This is a genomic window from Streptomyces sp. NPDC107538, from assembly GCF_055657445.1.
The window spans coordinates 64600-84226 of record NZ_JBVKAY010000021.1 but is presented as its reverse complement, the minus strand read 5'-3'; the positions used below and the strand labels follow the sequence as shown (position 1 = coordinate 84226).

Here is a 19627-nt window from a genome sequence, read left to right as displayed (position 1 = left end):
CAGGCGGCCCTGCCTCAGCTCTGGTTGAAGAAACCGTCCACCGGACGGCTCGCGACCTCGCCGCTGACGATCTCCGTGTCGGCGGGGGTCAGCAGGAACACGCGGTTGGAGACCCGCTCGATCGAACCGCGCAGACCGAAGATCAGGCCTGCCGCGAAGTCCACGACCCGCTTGGCGTCGGCGGACTCCATGTTCGTGAGGTTCATGATGACCGGGACGCCGTCCCGGAAGAGCTCGCCGATGTGCCGGGCGTCACGGAAGCTGTCCGGTGTGACCGTGCCGATCCGGCGGCCGTGGTCCTGCGCGGCCTCGGACGCGACCTTGACACGAGGGTCGGTGACCCAGGCCTCGCCGGAGCCGGACTCCCGCTCATCGGCGTAGTCGTCGTCGTAGTAACGCTCGTCGTCGTTGTCGTCGACGAGGCCAAGCCAGGCACTCGCCTTGCGCACCGATCCCATGGACGCCTCCTCTCGCAGCGGTCTTTCGTGCTTTCCGCATCCCTATCGTCGTCCATGATGCGGATGTCTCGCCAAGTGGATAGACGCCGCACGGGGGTTTCGTGACGGTACTGGTGCAGAACGAATTCGTCGAGAGTCCATGTGCCCCAAGGGCTCCGCTGTACACACCCGCTGACAGGGAGTGAAATAATATTGTTCGCGGCGTTTGGGTGAGTCGCGGTCCGTCCGGGTGAACGTTCCGGCGGCTACGATGCGGCCACGCCGACGGGTGTGTGAAGGCACGGGGAGACACGGGGGAGTGTCGTGTTCGGAATAGTGAGGCCCTGCGGCCACCGGCTCAGCGACGGGCTGTGGACGCAATGGATGGCGCATCTGTGCGGACTCTGTCTCGCACTGCGCGGAGACCACGGGCAGTTCGCCCGGATCGTCACCAACTATGACGGTTTGCTGGTCTCGGTTCTGACGGAGGCTCAGGCCGAGCGCGGCACGGGAGGGCGGCGCACCGCCGGGCCCTGTCCGCTGCGCGGGATGCGTACCGCCTCCGTCGCCCAGGGCGGGGGCGCGCGGCTCGCCGCCGCCGTCTCGCTGGTGCTCGCCTCGGCCAAGGTGCGTGACCATGTGGCCGACGGGGACGGACTGCTCGCGCGCAAGCCGGTCGCGCGCGCCGCGCGCCGGGTCGCGACGAACTGGGGGAGCGCGGGAGCGCGTACGGGGGCGGACATCGGGTTCGACACGGCGGTGCTGGTCGACGCCGTGGACCGGCAGATCGGCATCGAGGCGCTGGCCGGTCCCGGCACCCCGCTGCTGACGGTCACCGAGCCGACCGAGACGGCGACCGCGGCGGCCTTCGCGCACACCGCGATCCTGGCCGGACGGCCGGAGAACGCCCCACCGCTCGCCGAGGCCGGACGCCTTTTCGGACGCCTCGCCCATCTGCTGGACGCGGTGGAGGACCGGACCGCCGACGCCGCCGCCGGCGCGTGGAATCCGCTGACCGCGACGGGGACCTCGATGACCGAGGCACGGCGGCTCGCCGACGACGCGCTGCACGGCATCCGGCTCGCCCTGCGCGAGGCCGAGTTCACGGACGGCCGACTGGCCCATCTGCTGCTCGTGCACGAACTGCGCAGGTCGGTGGACCGGGCGTTCGGGACGGTGCCGATGTGCGCGGCGCATCAGCACGGCGGGGCACAGCAGTACGGCGGAGCACATCAGCACGGTCAGGCGCCGGTGCCCGGGCCGGGGAATCCGTACGCGGGCGGCGCCGGCGATCCGTATGCCGGCGGCGGTGGGAACCCCTTCGGCGGTGGTGGTGGGAACCCCTTCGGCGGCGGTGGTGGGGGCGGTGGCTTCGGTGGTGTGCCGGGGCCGCAGCCGCCGCGGCGGCGGGGGTTCTGGGCGGGGTGCGGGATGTTCACCCTGCTGTGCTGCACCTGCCAGATGTGCTGTGCGAAGGAGTACGAGGGCCCCTGGTCCCGGAAGAAGCGCGAGGGCTGCTGCCGGGACTGCGACTGCTGTGACGCGTGCGAGTGCTGCGGTTGCGACTGCTGAGGAAAGGAGAGAGGGAACGCGAGGGGAGGGGCGCGCGTGTGAAGGCCGAGAGGGAGAACACGAACGGCGCCCCTCGGGAATCGGGGCGCGCGGTGGGGTCGGCTCAGCTCAACAGGAGGAGGACCACACGCGACCGAGGTCGATGTGGGAGCGCTTGACCAGCCACTGCTGCGGATGCATGGAGTAAGTGGAACAGGCATCCGATTGCGCGTCAACCGACTTGAGACGTAGCGCTCACAGTTCGGACAACCTTGACAGTGGGGGGAAAGACCGCCGTACTCTCGGCACAGACCGCTGCTGAGGGGCTCGGTCGCTCGCGTTCCCGTCCACGTTCTGGACGTCCTTGGACGCGCTCCGTGTGAAGGCACCCGTGTTCGACTCGGACATCACGGAGCCTCTCGCATGCCGTCTGCCTCTGCCTCTGCCTCTGCTTCTCTTCCCGCTCCGCGTGCCCCGCGGCCGTCCCTGGTGATCGTCGGTGCCGGGCCGCGCGGTACCGGGCTCATCGAGCGGATCGCCGCCAACGCCGGTGCGCTGTACGCGGGTACGGGCTTCGACATCCATCTCGTCGATCCGCACGCGCCGGGTGCCGGGCGTATCTGGCGGGCGGACCAGTCGCCGTTGCTGTGGATGAACTCGCAGGCCGAGGACATCACCATGTTCACGGACGAGACGGTGCGGATGGAGGGGCCCGTGCGGCAGGGGCCCACCCTGCACGAGTGGGCGGGTCTCGACGGGCGGACCTTCTCGGACCGGCGGACCCAGGGCGAGTATCTGCGCTGGGTCCACGACAGTGCCGTGGCCGACCTGCCCGAGGGGGTCGCCGTCCACCATCACCCGCGGCGGGCGCTGCGGATCGACGGGCCGCCCGAGGGGCGACAGCAGGTGTGGCTGGAGGGGCGCCCACGGCCGCTGCCCGCGGACCTCGTCGTCCTCGCACTCGGCCATCTGGACGCCGAACTCGACGACGAACAGCGGGAGTTGGCGGCGTATGCCCGCACCCACGGGCTCGTCCATCTGCCGCCCGACTTCACCGCCGACAGCGACCTGTCCGCGTTGGCCCCCGGCGAACCGGTGCTCGTGCGGGGCTTCGGGCTCGCCTTCGTCGACCTCATGGTGCTGCTGACGGAGGGGCGCGGCGGGCGCTATGAAGGGGGCGCCGACGATCCCGACGATCCCGACGGGGAGTTGACGTACCACCCGTCCGGGCGGGAGCCGGTGCTGTACGTCGGGTCGCGGCGCGGGGTGCCGTACCACTCGAAGATCGGCTACGACCTGGAGGGGGAACGGCCGCCGCTGCCGAGGTTCTTCGGGCCGGCCGAGGTCGACGAGCTGCTGGAACGGGCGGGCCGGGTCGGCGGGCTGGACTTCCGGCGGGATGTGTGGCCGGCCGTGGAGAAGGAGCTGGGATTCGCGCACTACCACCGGCTGTTCCACGCCCATCCCGAACGGACCGCCATGGCCTGGGCGGACTTCGAGGAGAAGTACGCGGCGGCGGTGGACACCGGGGAGCGGGAGGCGCTGGCGGCGTCGGCGGTCCCGGACGCGGCCGACCGGCTCGACCTCGCCGCGGTGGACCGGCCGTTGGAGGGGGTGCGGTACGGGTCGTACGAGGAGTTCCAGGACGGGCTGCGCGGCTATGTCGAGGACGATCTGAGACGCCGTCATGATCCGTCCTTCAGCGCCGACTTGGGGGTTTTCTTCGGACTGCTGTCCGTCTACGGGCAGTTGATCAGGCTCGGTGACGTGGGGACCTGGTGGCACGGGTTCTTCAGCTATCTCGCCTCCGGGCCGCCCGGGCCCCGGCTGCGGCAGTTGCTCGCCCTGTCGCGGGCCGGCCTGCTGCACTTCGTCGGGGCGGACATGCGCGTGACCGCCGAGGACGGGGTGTTCCGGGCGTCCGGTGCCACCGTGCCCGGGGCGTCGGTCGAGGCGAGAGCGCTGGTCGAGGCCCGGCTGCCGGAGCCGACGGTGGCGCGGGTCCGGGACGGACTGCTGCGCGGGCTGTACGACGCGGGGGGCGTCGTCGAGACGGCCGAGGGGCTGGTCGCCGTGGACCCCGCGGACGGGCGGGTGCTGGACCGGTCCGGGCGCCCGCACCCCCGGCGGTTCGCCCTCGGGCCCTACACCAACAGCCGCACCCCGGGCGCCTTCACCCGTCCCCGCACCGGCGGGCCCGCCTTCCGCCAGAACGACGCGACGGCCCGGGCCGTACTGGAGTTCCTGCGCGACCTGGAGTGCCGCGCGGCCGCGTGAGGGGCGGGCGGAACGGGTCGTGTCGTCCTGAGAGGCGCCCCCGGGGGCGTGTCGTTCGAGTGGTGGAGAGAGGTCGGTCGGGATGGGGTCGTCGTACGGTCGGGGGCGGTTGCACCTGGCCGCCGCCATTGATCAGCCGGGAGTGTGTGATGCCGGGGCGTTCGTGGAGCTGGGGCGGCTGGCGGAGCGGGGGGCGCTGGACTTCGTGACGGTCGGGGACCCGTTCGGGCGGCCGGGGCCGGACGCGGCGGCGGTGCTGGCGCGGGTGGCGCCGGAGACCGGCCGGGTCGGGCTGGTGCCGGCGGTGCCGACGACCCACACCGAGCCGTACTGTCCGCAGGCTGCCGTGGCGACGCTCGACCGGATCAGCCGGGGGCGCGCCGGGTGGTGGATCGAGGTGTCCGGCACGGAGGCGGAGGCCCGGCTGTTCGGACGGCGGCCCGCGGCGCCCGCCCACGTGCCGGGGCGGGAGGCCGGTGAAGTGGCCGACGCTGCCGCCCGGTTGGGGGACGGCTGGGACGGCTGGGAGGGCGACGCCGAGGTCCGCGATGCCGGGACCGGTCGCTGCATCGACCGGGGACAGGTGCGTCACGTCGACTTCGAGGGCGTCGAAGGCATCGAGGGTGTCGAGGGGGCCGGGGGTGTCGAGGGGGTCGGGGGTGCCGGGGGTGCCGGGTTCTCCGTTCGGGGGTCCTCGATCGTGCCCCGCCCGTTCCAGGGGCATCCCGTGCGGGTCGTCGACGCGACCGAGGGGGAGAGCCGTGGCCCCGCCGGCGCGTACGCGGATGTCGCCCTCGTGCGGGTGGTCTCTCCGGACCACGCCGACGCCGTACGGCAGGAGCTGCGGGACGTGGCGATCGGGGCTGGGCGGGATCCCGATGAGCTGCGGGTGCTGGTGAGTCTGCGGGTGGATCTCGGGGGTGGCGAGCACGCGGCCGAGCCGGGGCACGGCGGGGGCGGGCCCCGGCAGACCGCGCACGGCCCGCTGTACCGGGGCGGGCCCGTCGACCTCGCCGAGCTGATCACCGCCTGGCACCGGGCCGGGGCCGCGGACGGCTTCCACCTCGTCCCCGTCGAACCCCGCCGTGACCTGGAACGACTCGTCAACGGGACGGTGGCACTGCTCCAGTACCGCGGGCTGTTCCGCACCTTCTACCCGGGCAGCACCCTCCGCGAGCACCTCGGCCTCACCCGGCCCGCCAACCGGTAGGCCGTGGCGGGGAGGGTGGGACCCGTGGGACCCGTGGGTCCGGAGGGGAGCTGACGGCCGAACGGCCCAACGGATGAGTTCCGGACACCCCCGGGCGGTGGACCCGGGTACTCCGACCGGGCGCCTCGGAGAGTGTCCTGCGGCGCGGCGGACGATAGTGGTGATCGACGCCCCCGGGCCCTGCGGCCTGCTCCGACGACCCGTCAGCCGGTCACTCCGGGAGCCGCTCAGCATTCACACAGAACCCGCACATATGGCCTGGTGAGGTCAACGGACGTGGAGGGCGCGCCGGTTGGTTTCCGAGAGGCCGAAAGGCACCCTTGCGTGGGTCGGCGGTACGGCCGAATACTTCCCCCCAGCGCCTTGTCAGGGGCACGGCGTGTCCGGAATCCGGACCGATGTCCCTGATCTGCGCCTCACGGGCCCCGACCCCACGCGGGCCCCCGACTTCCCTTTGGAGGGAACGACCAGTGAGGATCACGCGCACCACCCCCCGCAGCGGTATAGCGAGACGGACCCGGCTGATCGCCGTGACCGCCGGACTCGCGGCCGCCGCCGCCGTCACGGTCCCCACCGCCAACGCGGCAGGCACCCAGACGTTCAGCGCCTCCGAGCTCAAGAGCGCCAGCTCATCGGTGCTCAAGGCCGATATCCCGGGCACCGCCTGGGCGATCGACCCGGCGACGGACAAGGTCGTCGTCACCATCGACAGCACCGTCTCCCAGGGCGAGCTGGCGCAGATCAAGCAGGCGGCGGGCGAGAACGCCGACGCCCTGACGATCAAGCGGACCCCGGGCAAGTTCAACAAGCTGATCAAGGGCGGCGACGCCATCTATGCGAGTAGCTGGCGCTGCTCGCTGGGCTTCAACGTCCGCAGCGGGAGCACGTACTACTTCGTGACCGCCGGTCACTGCACCGACGGCGCGGGCACCTGGTACTCCAACTCCGGCCGCACCACGGTCCTCGGCCCGACCGCAGGGTCGAGCTTCCCGACCAACGACTACGGCCTCGTGCGCTACAGCAACACCACCATCGCCAAGGACGGCACCGCGGGCAGCGTGGACATCACCAGCGCGGCCACCCCGAGCGTGGGCACCAATGTCATCCGCACCGGCTCCACCACCGGTACCCGTACCGGACGCGTGACCGCTCTCAACGCGACCGTGAACTACGGTGGCGGCGACATCGTCTACGGCATGATCCAGACCACGGTCTGTGCCGAGCCCGGCGATTCCGGCGGCCCGCTCTACGGCAGCAACGGCGTGGCGTACGGTCTCACCTCCGGCGGCAGCGGCAACTGCACCTCCGGCGGTACGACCTTCTTCCAGCCGGTCACCGAGGCCCTGAGCGCGTACGGGGTCAGCGTCTACTAGGCGCTGGGCGGTACATATCGGGTAGCACTCACCAGGCCGTACGCATCAGGCCGAACGGGACCGGCGCACTTCCCCCCGGCGTCGGGTCCCACCCCGCTGCAGCCGGCAGCAGGCGAGCCCCCGCACACATCGTGTGCGGGGGCTCGCCCTTGTTCGGGCGGCGGAGTTACCGTCGACCTGACTGAGTTCTCCCTCATATACGCCCACTTCGGACCCTGGGGGCCGTGATGGTCGAGGAGCTGGTGACGGCGGGGGTGGCCCTCGCGTCCGTCGGCGCGGTGTACGTGGCGGCGGCGGCGCGGGTCGTGAAGCAGTACGAGCGGGGGGTGGTCTTCCGGCTCGGCCGGCTGAGGCCGGCGGAGCGCGGGCCCGGCTTCACGATGATCGTGCCGTTCGTCGACCGGCTCCAGAAGGTCAACCTGCAGATCGTGACGATGCCGGTGCCCGCGCAGGAGGGCATCACCCGGGACAACGTCACCGTGCGGGTGGACGCCGTCGTGTACTTCAAGGTGACCTCGGCGGCGGACGCGATCGTCCGGGTGGAGGACTACCGGTTCGCCGTCTCGCAGATGGCCCAGACCTCGCTGCGGTCCATCATCGGCAAGAGCGAGCTGGACGATCTGCTCTCCGACCGGGAGAAGCTCAACCAGGGGCTGGAGCTGATGATCGACAGTCCGGCGGTGGAGTGGGGTGTCACCATCGACCGGGTCGAGATCAAGGACGTGTCGCTGCCGGAGACCATGAAGCGGTCCATGGCCCGGCAGGCCGAGGCGGACCGGGAGCGGCGGGCGCGGGTCATCAACGCCGACGCCGAGTTGCAGGCGTCCAAGAAGCTCGCCGAGGCGGCCAAGGAGATGTCCGAGCAGCCTGCCGCGCTGCAACTGCGGCTGTTGCAGACCGTGGTGGCCGTGGCGGCGGAGAAGAACTCCACGTTGGTGCTGCCGTTTCCGGTGGAGTTGCTGCGGTTCCTTGAGCGGGCGCAAGGGGCTCCGCCGGTGCAGGGGGCGCCGTAGTTGGTGCGGCGCATTGTCGGGTGCGGGTCGGTGGGGCTTCTCGCGCAGTTCCCCGCGCCCCTGAAAAAGCAGGGGCTGCGCCCCGTGCTTTTTCGGGCCGAAAGGGCCGTAGGCCCTTAACCCACGCACTCTGATTCCCTCACGCGAGGGGCGAGTTTCGGACAGGAGTAGACCTCACCCGTTGCTGAAGGGGTCGTTGCTTCCCGTGTTTGCAGTGCGAATCTCCGCGACCCTGAGGTGGGGTGTTACCGGACGGTAGCGGCATAGAGGGCGTGCGCCCCGGTCGCTCGTCCGGCCTGAAGTCGACCTTGTGTGCCCCCCTCGCGCCTAGGAATAGTGGGCGCCGCACAGTTGGCATGGACGCGGCGTTTTTTGTCGTCTGTCGCCTCCTTGCCCGTACGACTTCCGGTCGCGTGGGGCCCCCACGCCCCGCGCGGCCAACCCCCCACAGGAGGACGTGAGTTGAAGCACCGACGCATACCCAGGCGCCGTGCCGTCGTGACAGGTGCGGGCATCGCCGCACTGGTCGCCGCCGGAGTGACCTTCCAGAGTGCGAACGCGAGCGAGACCGCGCCGGCCCCCGAGCCGAAAGCGCTCTCCATCACCGCGGCCGGAAAGCTCGCCCTGACCCTCGACGCGGACCTCGGCGCCGACGCGGCGGGCACGTACTACGACGCGAAGAGCAAGCTCCTCGTCGTGAACGTGCTGGACGAGGCCGCCGCCGAGACCGTCGAGGCGGCCGGCGCCAAGGCTCGCATCGTCGAGCACTCCCTCGCCGAGCTGAAGAGCGCCCGGACCACCCTCAAGGCGGACGCCACCATCCCCGGTACCGCCTGGGCCACCGACCCGACCACCAACAAGGTCGTCGTCACCGCGGACCGCACCGTCTCCAAGGCCGAGCTGGCGAGACTCACCGAGGTGGTGGACGGCCTCGGCGCCAAGGCCGAACTCAGGCGCACCCAGGGCGAGTACAAGCCCTTCGCCGCGGGCGGCGACGCCATCACCGGCGGCAGCGGCCGGTGCTCCCTCGGCTTCAACGTGGTCAAGGGCGGCGAGCCCTTCTTCCTGACGGCCGGTCACTGCACCGAGGGCATCTCCGAATGGTCGGCCGGCGGCCAGGTCATCGGCGAGAACGAGGTCTCCAGCTTCCCCGGCGACGACTACGGCCTGGTCAAGTACACCGCGGACGTCGACCACCCCAGCGAGGTCAACCTCTACAACGGCTCCGCCCAGGCCATCTCCGGGGCCGCCGAGGCGACCGTCGGCATGAAGGTCACCCGCAGCGGCTCGACCACCCAGGTCCACAGCGGCACGGTCACCGGCCTCGACGCCACCGTGAACTACGGCAACGGCGACATCGTCAACGGCCTCATCCAGACCGACGTCTGCGCCGAGCCCGGCGACAGCGGCGGCTCGCTCTTCTCCGGCGACAAGGCCGTCGGCCTCACCTCCGGCGGCAGCGGCGACTGCACCTCGGGCGGCGAGACCTTCTTCCAGCCCGTCACCGAGGCACTGTCGGCGACGGATACGGAGATCGGCTGATCAGATCAGACGAGCGGCTGATCCTTCGATCGGCTGTTCAATCGGCCTGTCGGCCGGCTGCCGGTTTCCTCTTCAGGGCCGCCATCACCACGGTGATGGCGGCCCCCGCCACTGCCCAGGCCGAGAGCACCAGCAGCGGCCCGGTGACGTCGTTGCCCTCGAAGTACGCGATCGAGCGGGCCACCCAGACGCCCGCACCCGGTGGCAGGGCCGGGCCGATCGCCGCCCAGAACGGCGGCAGCAGCGGCGCCGGCAGCGCGCCGCCCGCGCTCGGATTGCCCGCGATCACCACCAGCAGCACGGCCACGCCGATACCGGCGATCCCGAAGACGCACTGCAGCGCCAGGGTGACCGCGCCCACCGCGAAGACGACCAGCGCCCCCAGCCCCCACAGCGCCGCCACGCTGCCCGGCAGGGCGGTCAGGACCGGCCCGGCGATCACCGCGCCGCCGAGTCCGCCGAGGATCGCGAACAGGGCCAGGGCAGCCAGCCGGATGATCCCGCGCCGGATGTTGGTGGGCCGCGCCCCCGCGCTCATCGCCAGCGCCGACGCGCACAGATAGCCGCCCACGCACCAGCCCACGACCAGATAGAAGGACGTGAGCCCGTTGGCGTCCCCGAGGTCGGCCGGGGCCACGTCCACCGTCCGCAGGGTGCGGCCCTCGGACTTCTCCAGCGCGGTGACGAGCGTGACCAGCGCGTTCGCGAGGCTGCGGCCACCGCCGGAGGCGACCAGCAGGGTGTCGGTGGTGCCGGCCGGGTCGATCAGCAGGGCGCCGTCGATCTCCCGGTCCACGATCTGCTCGCGTGCCGCCGCCCGGTCGGCCACCGTGCGCGGGTCCAGCGGCTCACCCTGCAGCCGCTCCAGCCGGGTCGCCGCCTGCTCGGCCGCCGCGGCGCTCGGCGCGACCACCCCGAACGGCACGTCCCTGGGTTTCGGGTGGTGCAGCGCCCCCACGTACGAGGCGATGAAGAGCAGTTGCAGGGCGAGCACCCCGATGACGAGCAGGGTGGCCCGTGGGGTGACCCCGTCCTTGAGCTCGTCCAGGAATGTTCTGGGGGCGGGGTCGGCCGTCGGTGTCGTCTCCCCACGGTCCGGCGTCTGTGTCATGTCCCCACGGTCCGGGCCGGAGGACGTTTGCGCAGGTGGGACGGGGCTGAACGGCTGTCGTACAGAAGTTCGAAAAGTGGTCTATGGTGGAGGCGAGAAGGCTGTGAACTGATGTTCGAGTCGAGTCGAGTGGCTGATCGCTGATCGGCCCACCGGCTGATCTGCTGGTCGATTGATCGAGTGCGGGAGGTGCGGGTGCCGGGGTTCACGCATCTGCGCACCGTCTCCGGGTTCTCCCTCAGATATGGGGCCTCGCATCCGGAGCGGCTGGCCGGGCGCGCCTCCGAACGGGGTATGGACGCCCTCGCGCTCACCGACCGGGACACCCTCGCGGGTGCCGTCCGGTTCGCCAAGGCCTGTGCCGGGGCCGGGATCCGTCCGCTGTTCGGGGTGGATCTGGCGGTGGAGGCACCCGCCGTCACGTCCGCCGCCACGGTGCGGCAGGCGCGGCGGCGCGCTCCCGTGCGCGGGGGTGCCTTTGTCGATGAGTCGACTCCCCGGGTGACGTTCCTCGCGCGCGAGGGGGAGGTCGGCTGGGCCGAGCTGTGCAGAATCGTTTCGGCGGCGCATGCGGGCGGTGGCCCGGGCGGGGGCAGGACCGAGACTCCGCCGCTGCTGCCCTGGGCGGAGTGCGCCGCCGAGGGCCTGACCGTGCTGCTCGGGCCCGCCTCCGACGTGGGGCGCGCGCTGGCCGCCGGGCGCCCCGACCGCGCCGCGAGGCTCCTCGTGCCCTGGCGGGAGGTGTACGGCGACGCCCTGCGCCTCGAAGCGGTGTGGCACGGCCGCGAGGGCACCGGGCCCGGTTCGCTGCGGCTGGCCGCCCGGACCGTGGGCTTCGCCGCCGAGCAGCGCGTACGGCCCGTGCTCAGCAACGCCGTCCGGTACGCCGACCCCGGCATGGGCCCGGTCGCCGACGTCCTGGACGCGGCCCGGCGGCTCGTCCCCGTCGACCCCCGGGGCGAGCTGGACTCCGGGGAGGCCTGGCTCAAGGGCGCGGACGCCATGCTGGGTGTCGCCGAGCGGGTCGTGGAGGCCGCCGGATACCGCCGCGACACCGCGTACCGGCTGCTGGAGCAGACCCGGGCCACGGCCGCCGAGTGTCTGGTCGACCCGGAGGACGACCTCGGCCTCGGCACCGTCCACTTCCCCGAGCCGCGTCTCGTCGGCGCGGGCCGCCGCACCGCCCAGCGGGCGCTGGCCTCCCGGGCGGCGGCCGGGATGGTGCGGCACGGCTACGACACCCGGCGCGCGTACTGGGAGCGCATGCACCGGGAGCTGGACGTGATCGCCCACCACGGCTTCGCCTCCTACTTCCTGACGGTCGCTCAAGTCGTCGACGACGTACGGAAGATGGGGATCCGGGTCGCCGCGCGGGGCTCCGGCGCGGGGTCCCTGGTGAACCACCTCCTGGACATCGCGCACGCCGACCCCGTCGAACACGGCCTGCTGATGGAGCGGTTCCTGTCCAAACGGCGGGTCGTGCTGCCCGACATCGACATCGACGTGGAGTCCGCGCGCCGGCTGGAGGTCTACCGCGCGATCATCGGCCGGTTCGGCACCGAGCGGGTCGCGACCGTCGCGATGCCGGAGACGTACCGCGTCCGGCACGCCGTCCGCGATGTGGGCGCGGCCCTCTCCCTGGACCCCGCCGACATCGACCGGATCGCCAAGTCCTTCCCGCACATCCGGGCGCGGGACGCGCGCGCGGCGCTCGAAGAGCTGCCCGAGCTACGGCGGTTGGCGGGGGAGAAGGAGAAGTACGGCCAGCTGTGGGAGCTGGTCGAGGCGCTGGACGCGCTGCCGCGCGGAGTCGCCATGCACCCGTGCGGGGTGCTCCTCTCCGACGCCTCCCTGCTCCGCCGTACGCCGGTGATGCCGACCAGCGGCGAGGGGTTCCCCATGTCCCAGTTCGACAAGGACGACGTCGAGGACCTCGGGCTGCTCAAGCTCGATGTCCTGGGTGTGCGGATGCAGTCGGCGATGGCGCACGCGGTGGCGGAGGTGGCGCGGGCGACGGGGGAGCGGGTGGACCTGGACGCGCTCGACTTCGAGCGGGGCGAGGGCGACCCGGCGACGTACGAACTCATCCGTTCCACCGAGACCTTGGGCTGCTTCCAGATCGAGTCGCCGGGGCAGCGGGACCTGGTGGGGCGGCTCCAGCCGGCCACGTTCCACGACCTCGTGGTGGACATCTCCCTCTTCCGGCCCGGTCCGGTCGCCGCCGACATGGTGCGGCCGTTCATCGCGGCCCGGCACGGGCGGGCGCCGGTCCGCTACCCGCACGAGGATCTGGCGGAGCCGCTGCGGGAGACGTACGGCGTGGTCGTCTTCCATGAGCAGATCATCGACATCGTGCACCTGATGACCGGCTGCGGCCGGGACGAGGCGGACCGGGTGCGGCGCGGGCTCTCCGACCCCGAGTCGCAGGGACGGATCCGGGTCTGGTTCGCCCAGCACGCCGCCGCGAAGGGGTACGACGCCGAGACGATCGCCCGGACCTGGGAGATCGTCGAGGCCTTCGGGTCGTACGGCTTCTGCAAGGCGCACGCGGTGGCGTTCGCGGTGCCGACCTACCAGTCGGCGTGGCTGAAGACGCATCATCCGGCGGCGTTCTACGCGGGGCTGCTCACCCATGACCCCGGGATGTACCCCAAGCGGCTGCTGCTGGCGGACGCGCGGCGGCGGGGGGTGCCGGTCCTGCCGTTGGACGTGAACCGGTCGGCGGTCGCCCACCGTATCGAACTGGTGTCTGATTCCCCTGCGATGTGGGGGCTACGGCTCGCGCTCTCCGATGTGCACGGGATCAGTGAGGCCGAGGCGGCGCGGATCGCGGACGGGCAGCCGTACGCCTCGCTGCTGGACTTCTGGGAGCGGGCGCGGCCGAGCCGTCCGCTGGCCCAACGGCTGGCCCAGGTCGGTGCGTTGGATGAGTTCGGGGCCAACCGCCGTGATCTGCAACTGCACTTGACCGAGCTGCACCGGGGCGCCCGGGGGGCGGGCGGCGGCCAACTCCCGCTGTCCGGGGGTCGGAAGACCGCCTCGGCCGGGCTGCCGGACCTGTCCTCCGCCGAGCGGCTCAGCGCCGAGCTGGGCGTGCTGTCGATGGACGTCTCACGCAATTTGATGGACGACCACCGGGCGTTCCTCGACGAGTTGGGCGTGGTGTCGGCGCGGCGGCTGCGCGAGGTGCGGCACGGTGAGACGGTGCTGGTCGCGGGTGCCAAGGCGGCGACCCAGACCCCGCCGATCCGCTCCGGCAAACGGGTCGTCTTCACCACCCTCGACGACGGCACCGGCCTGGTCGACCTCGCCTTCTTCGACGACTCCCACGACGCCTGCGCCCACACCGTCTTCCACTCCTGGCTGCTGCTGGTGCGCGGGGTGGTGCAGCGGCGCGGCCCGCGCAGCCTCAGCGTGGTGGGCGCGGCGGCCTGGAACCTCGCCGAGCTGGTGGAGCTGCGGCGCGAGGGCGGCCTCGACGCGGTGGCGCCCCGGCTGGCGGAGCCGGAGCCCAGGGACACCGGAGGCGTTCCGGCGAGCGGGGACACCGACGGCGGGCGGCGCGGCGACACGGGCCGCCGGATCCGGATGTCCACCGGCTACGAGATGCATCCATGGGCCGATCTGCGGCCCGCGGGCGAAGAGCCCGCACAAGGTCCTTCTCAGGTACGGAAGTTGTGGCACCAGAGTCCAGGGAGTGCGGGATGACCATCCTCTGCGTACGTTTCCAGCTGCCGCCGAAGTACGAGGCCGCGCTGCCCGGTCTCCTCGGGCTGGTCGAGGACTTCACCCCGGTCGTGGAGGCGCTGCCGCCGGACGGGATGCTGGCCGATCTGCGGGGCGCCGAGCGGTACTTCGGCCGGGACGCCGAGGAGCTGGCGCGGCTGATCCGGGTCCGCGCCCTCGCCCTGTACGGCGTCGACTGTCTGATCGGCGCCGGGCCCGGGCCGCTGACGGCACGGCTGGCGCTGGGGGCTGCGGCGCCCGGGTCGCCGTGCGCGGTGCCCGAGGACCTGGTCGTGGACTTCCTCGCCGAACTGCCGGTCGGCGCGCTGCCCGGCGTCGGCACGGCGACCGCCCGCACGCTGCGCGAGTACGGCCTCGACACCCTCGGCGCGGTCGCCTGCGCGCCCCTGTCCACGCTCCAGCGCCTCGTCGGCGCGCGGACCGGGCGCGAACTGCACGAGAAGGCGAACGGCGTCGACCGGGGCCGCGTCGTACCGAACGCCGTCGCGCGCTCCCTCGCCACCGAACACCCCTTCTCCCTCGACGAGTTGGACCCCGACCGGCACCGCCGCGCACTGCTCGCCGGTGCCGGGGAACTGGGCTCCCGGCTGCGCGCCCTGGACAAGGTCTGCCGCACCCTGACCCTCACCGTCCGCTACGCCGACCGCTCCTCCACCGTCCGCACCCGCACCCTGAAGGAGCCGACCGCGCACTCCCCGGCGCTCACCAGGGCGGCCTACGCCCTGTACGACGCCCTCGGCCTCCAGCGCGCCCGCGTCCGCGCGATCGCCCTGCGCGCGGAGGGGCTCACCCCCGCCGACCAGGCCTCCCACCAGCTGGCCTTCGACCCGGTCGACGAGAAGACCCGCCGCATCGAGGAGGTCGCGGACCAGGCCCGGGCGAAGTTCGGCCCGCACGCAGTGCTCCCGGGGACGCTGGCGGCGTAACTCCCCTCTTCCGTCGGTCAGTTGGCCCACGGCGGCACGATCCGCGTGCCGTCGACCAGCTCCGCCTCCAGGCCGAGGGAGGTGGTCACCCAGGTGACGGCGGTTTCCGTCGTCGGGTTCTCGACGGCGAGGGTGGCCCCGGGGTTGATGATCACCGTGTCGCCGGCCGTGACGTGGTGGGTCCCGCCGTCGAGGGTGATCAGCAGCTCACCGCCGAGCAGATGCAGGATCTCCTCCCGGTTGACGGTGTGCGCGGGGGCCTTGGTCCCGGCGGGGATCTCCCCACGCCAGGCGGCCAGTTCCTCGCTGCCGGTGCGCGGAGTGGCGTACGAGACGAAGCGGGCGCCGTGGATCTCGTGGACGACGGCTTCGGAGGGGCGGACAACAGGCATACGGGTCTCCTGGGGTCGGTGGGCCTTCGGGGCAAATGGTCAAGCAACTTGACTATATGAACATGGTCAAGCAGCTTGACCGCTTCGTCAAGGGTGTTTCAATGCAGGCGTGCAGAACTCCGAAGCCCTGGCCCTGACCGCCGCCCTCCTCGCCGCCGCCGGTGAGTTGACGCGACGTATCGACGAGGGCGTGACCGCCCGCGGCTTCGACGGGCGGCCCTCGTACGGCTTCGCGTTCACCCGGCTCTCCCCGGACGGGGCGACGGTCACCGAGCTCGCCGTCCATCTCGGGGTGACCAAGCAGGCGGCCAGTCAGCTCGTCGACGAGCTGGTGCGCAAGGGGTATGTGGAGCGGCGGCCGCACCCGGGTGACGCGCGGGCCCGACTGGTGGTGATGACCGGGCGGGGGTGGGCCTGCGCCCGGGCGGCGGAGGAGGTGGCGGCCGAGGTGGTCGCCGGGTGGGGTGAGTTGCTGGGCGGGGAGGGTGAGGTGCGGGCGTTGCGTGAGCGGTTGGGACGTATCGCGCCCTACGGTCCCATCAGGCCCGCCTGGTGACGGTTCGACGTCACGTGTCAGTGTGCTCGGCGCTCACTTGAAGTTTTTACTGACGCGTAACTTCCCACTTTTTCTACTCGCCCGTAACTTGGCGCATTAGAACAGCATCCTCGTGATCCGGATCACAGGGCGAACGTCGTCGCACGTCCCTTGAGCCGCAAGGAGATCACTCGATGCTGCCCTGGAAGCGCCTGATCAGACCGCTGGCCGCCCTGTGCCTGGCTGCCGCGGCGACCGTCGTCCCCGCCACCGTCGCCGAGGCCGCCGACTCGGCCACCGTGACCTCCCGTGGCTGGAACGACTACTCCTGCGAACCCTCCGCCGCCCACCCCCGCCCCGTCGTCCTTGTCCATGGGACGTTCGCGAACTCCGTCGACAACTGGCTGGGCCTCGCGCCGTACCTCGTGAACCGGGGCTACTGCGTCTACTCCCTCGACTACGGCCAACTGCCCGGCGTGGCCTTCTTCAACGGGCTCGGCCCCATCGACGAGTCGGCGGAACAGCTGGACGCCTTCGTCGACCGGGTGCTCGCCGCGACCGGCGCCGCCGAGGCCGACCTCGTCGGTCACTCGCAGGGCGGCATGATGCCCCGCTACTACCTCAAGTTCCTCGGCGGAGCCGCGGAGGTGAACGCCCTCGTCGGCATCGCCCCCTCCAACCACGGCACCACCCTCAACGGCCTCACCCAACTCCTCGACCACTTCCCCGGCGCCGGCGACCTGCTGTCCAGCGCCACCCCCGCCCTCGCCGACCAGGTGGTCGGGTCCCCCTTCATGACCAAGCTCAACGCGGGCGGCGACACCGTCCCCGGTGTCACCTACACGGTCCTCGCCACCAAGTACGACGAGGTGGTCACGCCGTACCGGTCCCAGTTCCTCGACGGGCCGAACGTACGCAACATCGTCGTCCAGGACCTCTGCGCGCTCGACCTCTCCGAGCACGCCGCGATCGGGCTCCTCGACCGCGTCGCCTTCCACGAGGTCGCCAACGCCCTCGACCCGGCCCACGCCACCCCGACGACCTGTCTCTCGGTCGTCGGCTGACACGTGCCGACACGTTCCGCCGGGGCCTGTCCGGCCTGAGCCGCCCGACAGGCCCCGGAAGCTCCGAGTCCCGGTCAGCGGCCGTGGCGGCCGCCGCCCGTCGTGCCGCGGCGGCGGGCCGCGGCGAAGAGGAGGGAGGAGCCGGCCGCCAGGACGGCCGCGCCACCGAGGGCCAGATACGCGGTCCTGGCGTCGCCGCCGGTGTCGGCGAGGCCCTCCTTGCCGCCGGCGGGCTCCGCGAGGCGGTTCCCCGCGGCCGACCCGACGGCCGTCGTCGACTTCGCGGTCGGAGACGCGTCGGACGTGGTACCGGCGGCCTCCTTCACCGCCTCCTTCACCGCCGGCTTCTCCGATGCCTTCGGGGTGTTCGGCGTATCCGGGGTGTTCGGGGTGTTCGCGTCACCGCCGCCGAAGGTGATGTCCGAGCAGGAGTAGAACGCCTCCGGGCTGTCCGAGCGCTGCCACACGGCGTACAGCAGGTGCTTGCCGGAGCGCTGCGGAAGGGTGCCGGAGAACGTGGAGACGCCGCCCGACACGGCCGGGTCGGTGGCCCTCGCGACCGGGTGCGCGAGGTCGAGGTCGTCCCAGGCGAGCGGCCGGGACGGGTCGTAGCCCGGCTTGGTGACGTACACCTGGTAGGTGCCCTTGTGCGGGGTCGTCACCCGGTACCGGAAGGTGGCCGACCCGGGGCGCGCGCTCGTCGCCGGCCAGTCGGCGCGGGCCAGGTCGAGGCCCTTGAACGCCTCGTTGCCCGCGCTGCACAGCTCGCCGTCCGGGATCAGCTGCCGGTGGCGGCCGGCCGCCTCGCCGATCCTGACGCCGTTCCAGTCGTAGAGCGCCTGGGTGCCGCCGGCCGCGACCGCCGCCGCGCAGGCCGCCGACCGCGGGCTCTCGGGGCCCTCCGCGTAGCACCGCGCCACCCGGCTCACCGGGTCGCCCATCGAACCGTGCGCCGCGGCCGGTCCGGCGGCGAGCGCGGTCAGGGCGAGGGGGACGACGGTGGCCGCCCCGACCGCGCCGACGACCCGTGCGGTGGCGTACGCGGTGGCCTTGCGGCGGGCAGCGGGCATGGCGGGGCACTCCTCGGGACGGGGTCGATCAGCAAGCTAACCCCAAGGAACCGTGAAATCGCCTGCTGGGGACGGGTGCGCGCGATCCTTATGGTGGCGTTAAGGATGGGCTAACCGAGGGCTCAGGAAAGCGCGTTGGGGGCGTCGGGATCCGGCCGAAGATCTGATTCTTACCTCGGTGCGTGAGACTGGACGCCGCTCGTGTCCGTCGCAGAGAAGGGAACCCGCGCATGACCGCCGTACGCGGCACGACCGTGGACATCACCACCGAGGACGGCACCGCCGACGCCTACCTCGTGCACCCCGACGACGACGCCGCGCATCCCGCGGTCCTGTTCTACATGGACGCGTTCGGGCTGCGGCCGCATCTGAGGGCGATGGCCGACCGGCTGGCCGGTGCCGGATACACCGTCCTTGTGCCGAACGTCTTCTACCGGTCGGGCCGGACCCCGGTGTTCGACCTGCCCGAGTTCATCGACCCGGCCGCGCGTCCGCAGATGTGGGACCAGATCCTGCCGGTCATGCTGACGCTGACGCCGGAACTCGCGCTGCGGGACGCGGCGGCGTACCTGGGGTGGCTGGCCGACAGCCCGCGGGCCGCCGCCGGGCCGGTCGGGATCACCGGGTACTGCATGGGCGCCCGGCTGGCGCTGTACACCGCCGGTGCCTTCCCGGAGCGGGTCGCCGCCGCGGCCGGCTTCCACGGCGGGCGGCTGGCCACCGACGATCCGGACAGCCCGCACCTGGCGGTGGCCGGGATCACCGGTGAGGTGTACCTCGGGCACGCCGACGGGGACCCGTCCCTGCCGCCGGAGCAGATAGACCTGATGGACAAGGCGCTCACCGAGGCGGGGGTCCGCCACCGCACCGAGGTGTACACGGGCGCCTCACACGGCTACACCCAGGCCGACACCGCCGCGTACGACGCCGAGGCGACGGAACGCCACTGGACGGCGCTGACGGACCTGCTGGACCGCACCCTGGCACGGCCCGCGGTCTGACGGAGGGCCGGTCACGGAGGGCCGGTCGGGACAGATGTACGGGGCCGTCCGCCCCGGCGCCCGAGGTGGGGCGCCGGGGCGGACGGCCGTCGGAGTTCGTGGTCACGCGCGCGTGCTCCCGGCCGGGGCGCGAGTGCTCAGCCGTCCGGCCACCAGGTGCGCGCGATGTCCTTTCGCACTTCCCGGCGCTCGACGGGGCGTTCGTCGGCCTCGTCCCGCACCCGGCGGGACGTGGACTTCCTCAGGGGCTTCTGCACGGTCGTACGGCGCATGGCTGCCTCCTTGCGTCTACCGGGTTCCGCGTTTTCACGGAGGTAGACCCGTTCCGGGAGCGTTACTCATCGTTCGTGCTCTGTCAGTGGCGGCTGTCACCATCTG

Annotated in this window: 16 protein-coding genes; 11 read left to right on the top strand and 5 right to left on the bottom strand. The window is 72.2% G+C overall.

Features of this window, described 5'->3' with window-relative positions; translation table 11 throughout:
- Positions 1–14: 14 nt before the first annotated feature.
- A complete protein-coding gene (locus ACZ7MG_RS40560; RefSeq protein WP_471395152.1) occupies positions 15–458 on the bottom strand; it encodes a cell division protein SepF in 444 nt (147 codons plus the stop codon).
- 303 nt (positions 459–761) lie between these two features.
- Here ACZ7MG_RS40560 and ACZ7MG_RS40555 point away from each other — a divergent pair, with 303 nt between their 5' ends.
- The 6 genes from ACZ7MG_RS40555 (at position 762) to ACZ7MG_RS40530 (ending at position 9403) form a co-directional block, all read left to right on the top strand.
- Positions 762–2009, top strand: coding sequence for a DUF5685 family protein (locus ACZ7MG_RS40555; protein ID WP_471395151.1), 1248 nt, complete (start codon positions 762–764; stop codon positions 2007–2009).
- Between the two features lie 402 nt (positions 2010–2411).
- The gene (locus ACZ7MG_RS40550) at positions 2412–4265 is read left to right on the top strand and encodes an FAD/NAD(P)-binding protein (protein WP_471395149.1); all 1854 of its coding nucleotides are present in this window, start codon (positions 2412–2414) and stop codon (positions 4263–4265) included.
- A gap of 82 nt (positions 4266–4347) precedes the next feature.
- Entirely contained in the window at positions 4348–5475 is a 1128-nt protein-coding gene (locus tag ACZ7MG_RS40545) for an LLM class flavin-dependent oxidoreductase (RefSeq protein ID WP_471395147.1), read from the top strand.
- Positions 5476–5945: 470 nt separating this feature from the next.
- Positions 5946–6848 carry a S1 family peptidase gene (locus ACZ7MG_RS40540; protein ID WP_471395145.1) on the top strand — a complete coding sequence of 301 codons (903 nt, stop codon included), beginning with the start codon at positions 5946–5948 and terminating at the stop codon, positions 6846–6848.
- Positions 6849–7075: 227 nt separating this feature from the next.
- Complete coding sequence (locus ACZ7MG_RS40535; RefSeq protein WP_471395236.1) at positions 7076–7861, top strand: slipin family protein; 786 nt, start codon at positions 7076–7078, stop codon at positions 7859–7861.
- Positions 7862–8323: 462 nt separating this feature from the next.
- Positions 8324–9403 carry a S1 family peptidase gene (locus ACZ7MG_RS40530; RefSeq protein WP_471395144.1) on the top strand — a complete coding sequence of 360 codons (1080 nt, stop codon included), beginning with the start codon at positions 8324–8326 and terminating at the stop codon, positions 9401–9403.
- Positions 9404–9440: 37 nt separating this feature from the next.
- Here ACZ7MG_RS40530 and ACZ7MG_RS40525 read toward each other — a convergent pair whose 3' ends face one another.
- Positions 9441–10514: an ABC transporter permease gene (locus tag ACZ7MG_RS40525; protein WP_471395143.1), complete on the bottom strand. Its 1074-nt coding sequence runs from the start codon at positions 10512–10514 to the stop codon at positions 9441–9443.
- Positions 10515–10709: 195 nt separating this feature from the next.
- Here ACZ7MG_RS40525 and ACZ7MG_RS40520 point away from each other — a divergent pair, with 195 nt between their 5' ends.
- Positions 10710–14222: a DNA polymerase III subunit alpha gene (locus ACZ7MG_RS40520; protein WP_471395141.1), complete on the top strand. Its 3513-nt coding sequence runs from the start codon at positions 10710–10712 to the stop codon at positions 14220–14222.
- Entirely contained in the window at positions 14219–15187 is a 969-nt protein-coding gene (locus tag ACZ7MG_RS40515; RefSeq protein ID WP_471395140.1) for a DNA polymerase Y family protein, read from the top strand. Before ACZ7MG_RS40520 ends, ACZ7MG_RS40515 begins: the two co-directional genes overlap by 4 nt.
- A 17-nt stretch (positions 15188–15204) precedes the next feature.
- Here the strand turns inward: ACZ7MG_RS40515 and ACZ7MG_RS40510 are convergent, their stop codons facing one another.
- Complete coding sequence (locus ACZ7MG_RS40510) at positions 15205–15579, bottom strand: cupin domain-containing protein (protein WP_471395138.1); 375 nt, start codon at positions 15577–15579, stop codon at positions 15205–15207.
- A gap of 109 nt (positions 15580–15688) precedes the next feature.
- On the opposite strand from ACZ7MG_RS40510, the gene ACZ7MG_RS40505 reads away from it, so the two are divergent.
- Positions 15689–16135, top strand: a complete 447-nt coding sequence (locus tag ACZ7MG_RS40505; protein ID WP_471395136.1) for a MarR family winged helix-turn-helix transcriptional regulator — start codon at positions 15689–15691, stop codon at positions 16133–16135.
- Between the two features lie 173 nt (positions 16136–16308).
- The gene (locus ACZ7MG_RS40500; protein WP_471395134.1) at positions 16309–17178 is read left to right on the top strand and encodes an esterase/lipase family protein; all 870 of its coding nucleotides are present in this window, start codon (positions 16309–16311) and stop codon (positions 17176–17178) included.
- Positions 17179–17252: 74 nt separating this feature from the next.
- Here ACZ7MG_RS40500 and ACZ7MG_RS40495 read toward each other — a convergent pair whose 3' ends face one another.
- Positions 17253–18248 carry a lytic polysaccharide monooxygenase auxiliary activity family 9 protein gene (locus ACZ7MG_RS40495; RefSeq protein WP_471395133.1) on the bottom strand — a complete coding sequence of 332 codons (996 nt, stop codon included), beginning with the start codon at positions 18246–18248 and terminating at the stop codon, positions 17253–17255.
- A 230-nt stretch (positions 18249–18478) separates the two neighbouring features.
- Between ACZ7MG_RS40495 and ACZ7MG_RS40490 the strand changes: the two genes are divergently transcribed.
- The gene (locus ACZ7MG_RS40490; RefSeq protein WP_471395131.1) at positions 18479–19249 is read left to right on the top strand and encodes a dienelactone hydrolase family protein; all 771 of its coding nucleotides are present in this window, start codon (positions 18479–18481) and stop codon (positions 19247–19249) included.
- A 137-nt stretch (positions 19250–19386) separates the two neighbouring features.
- Here ACZ7MG_RS40490 and ACZ7MG_RS40485 read toward each other — a convergent pair whose 3' ends face one another.
- Positions 19387–19521, bottom strand: coding sequence for a hypothetical protein (locus ACZ7MG_RS40485; protein WP_086751667.1), 135 nt, complete (start codon positions 19519–19521; stop codon positions 19387–19389).
- Between the last annotated feature and the right edge of the window lie 106 nt (positions 19522–19627).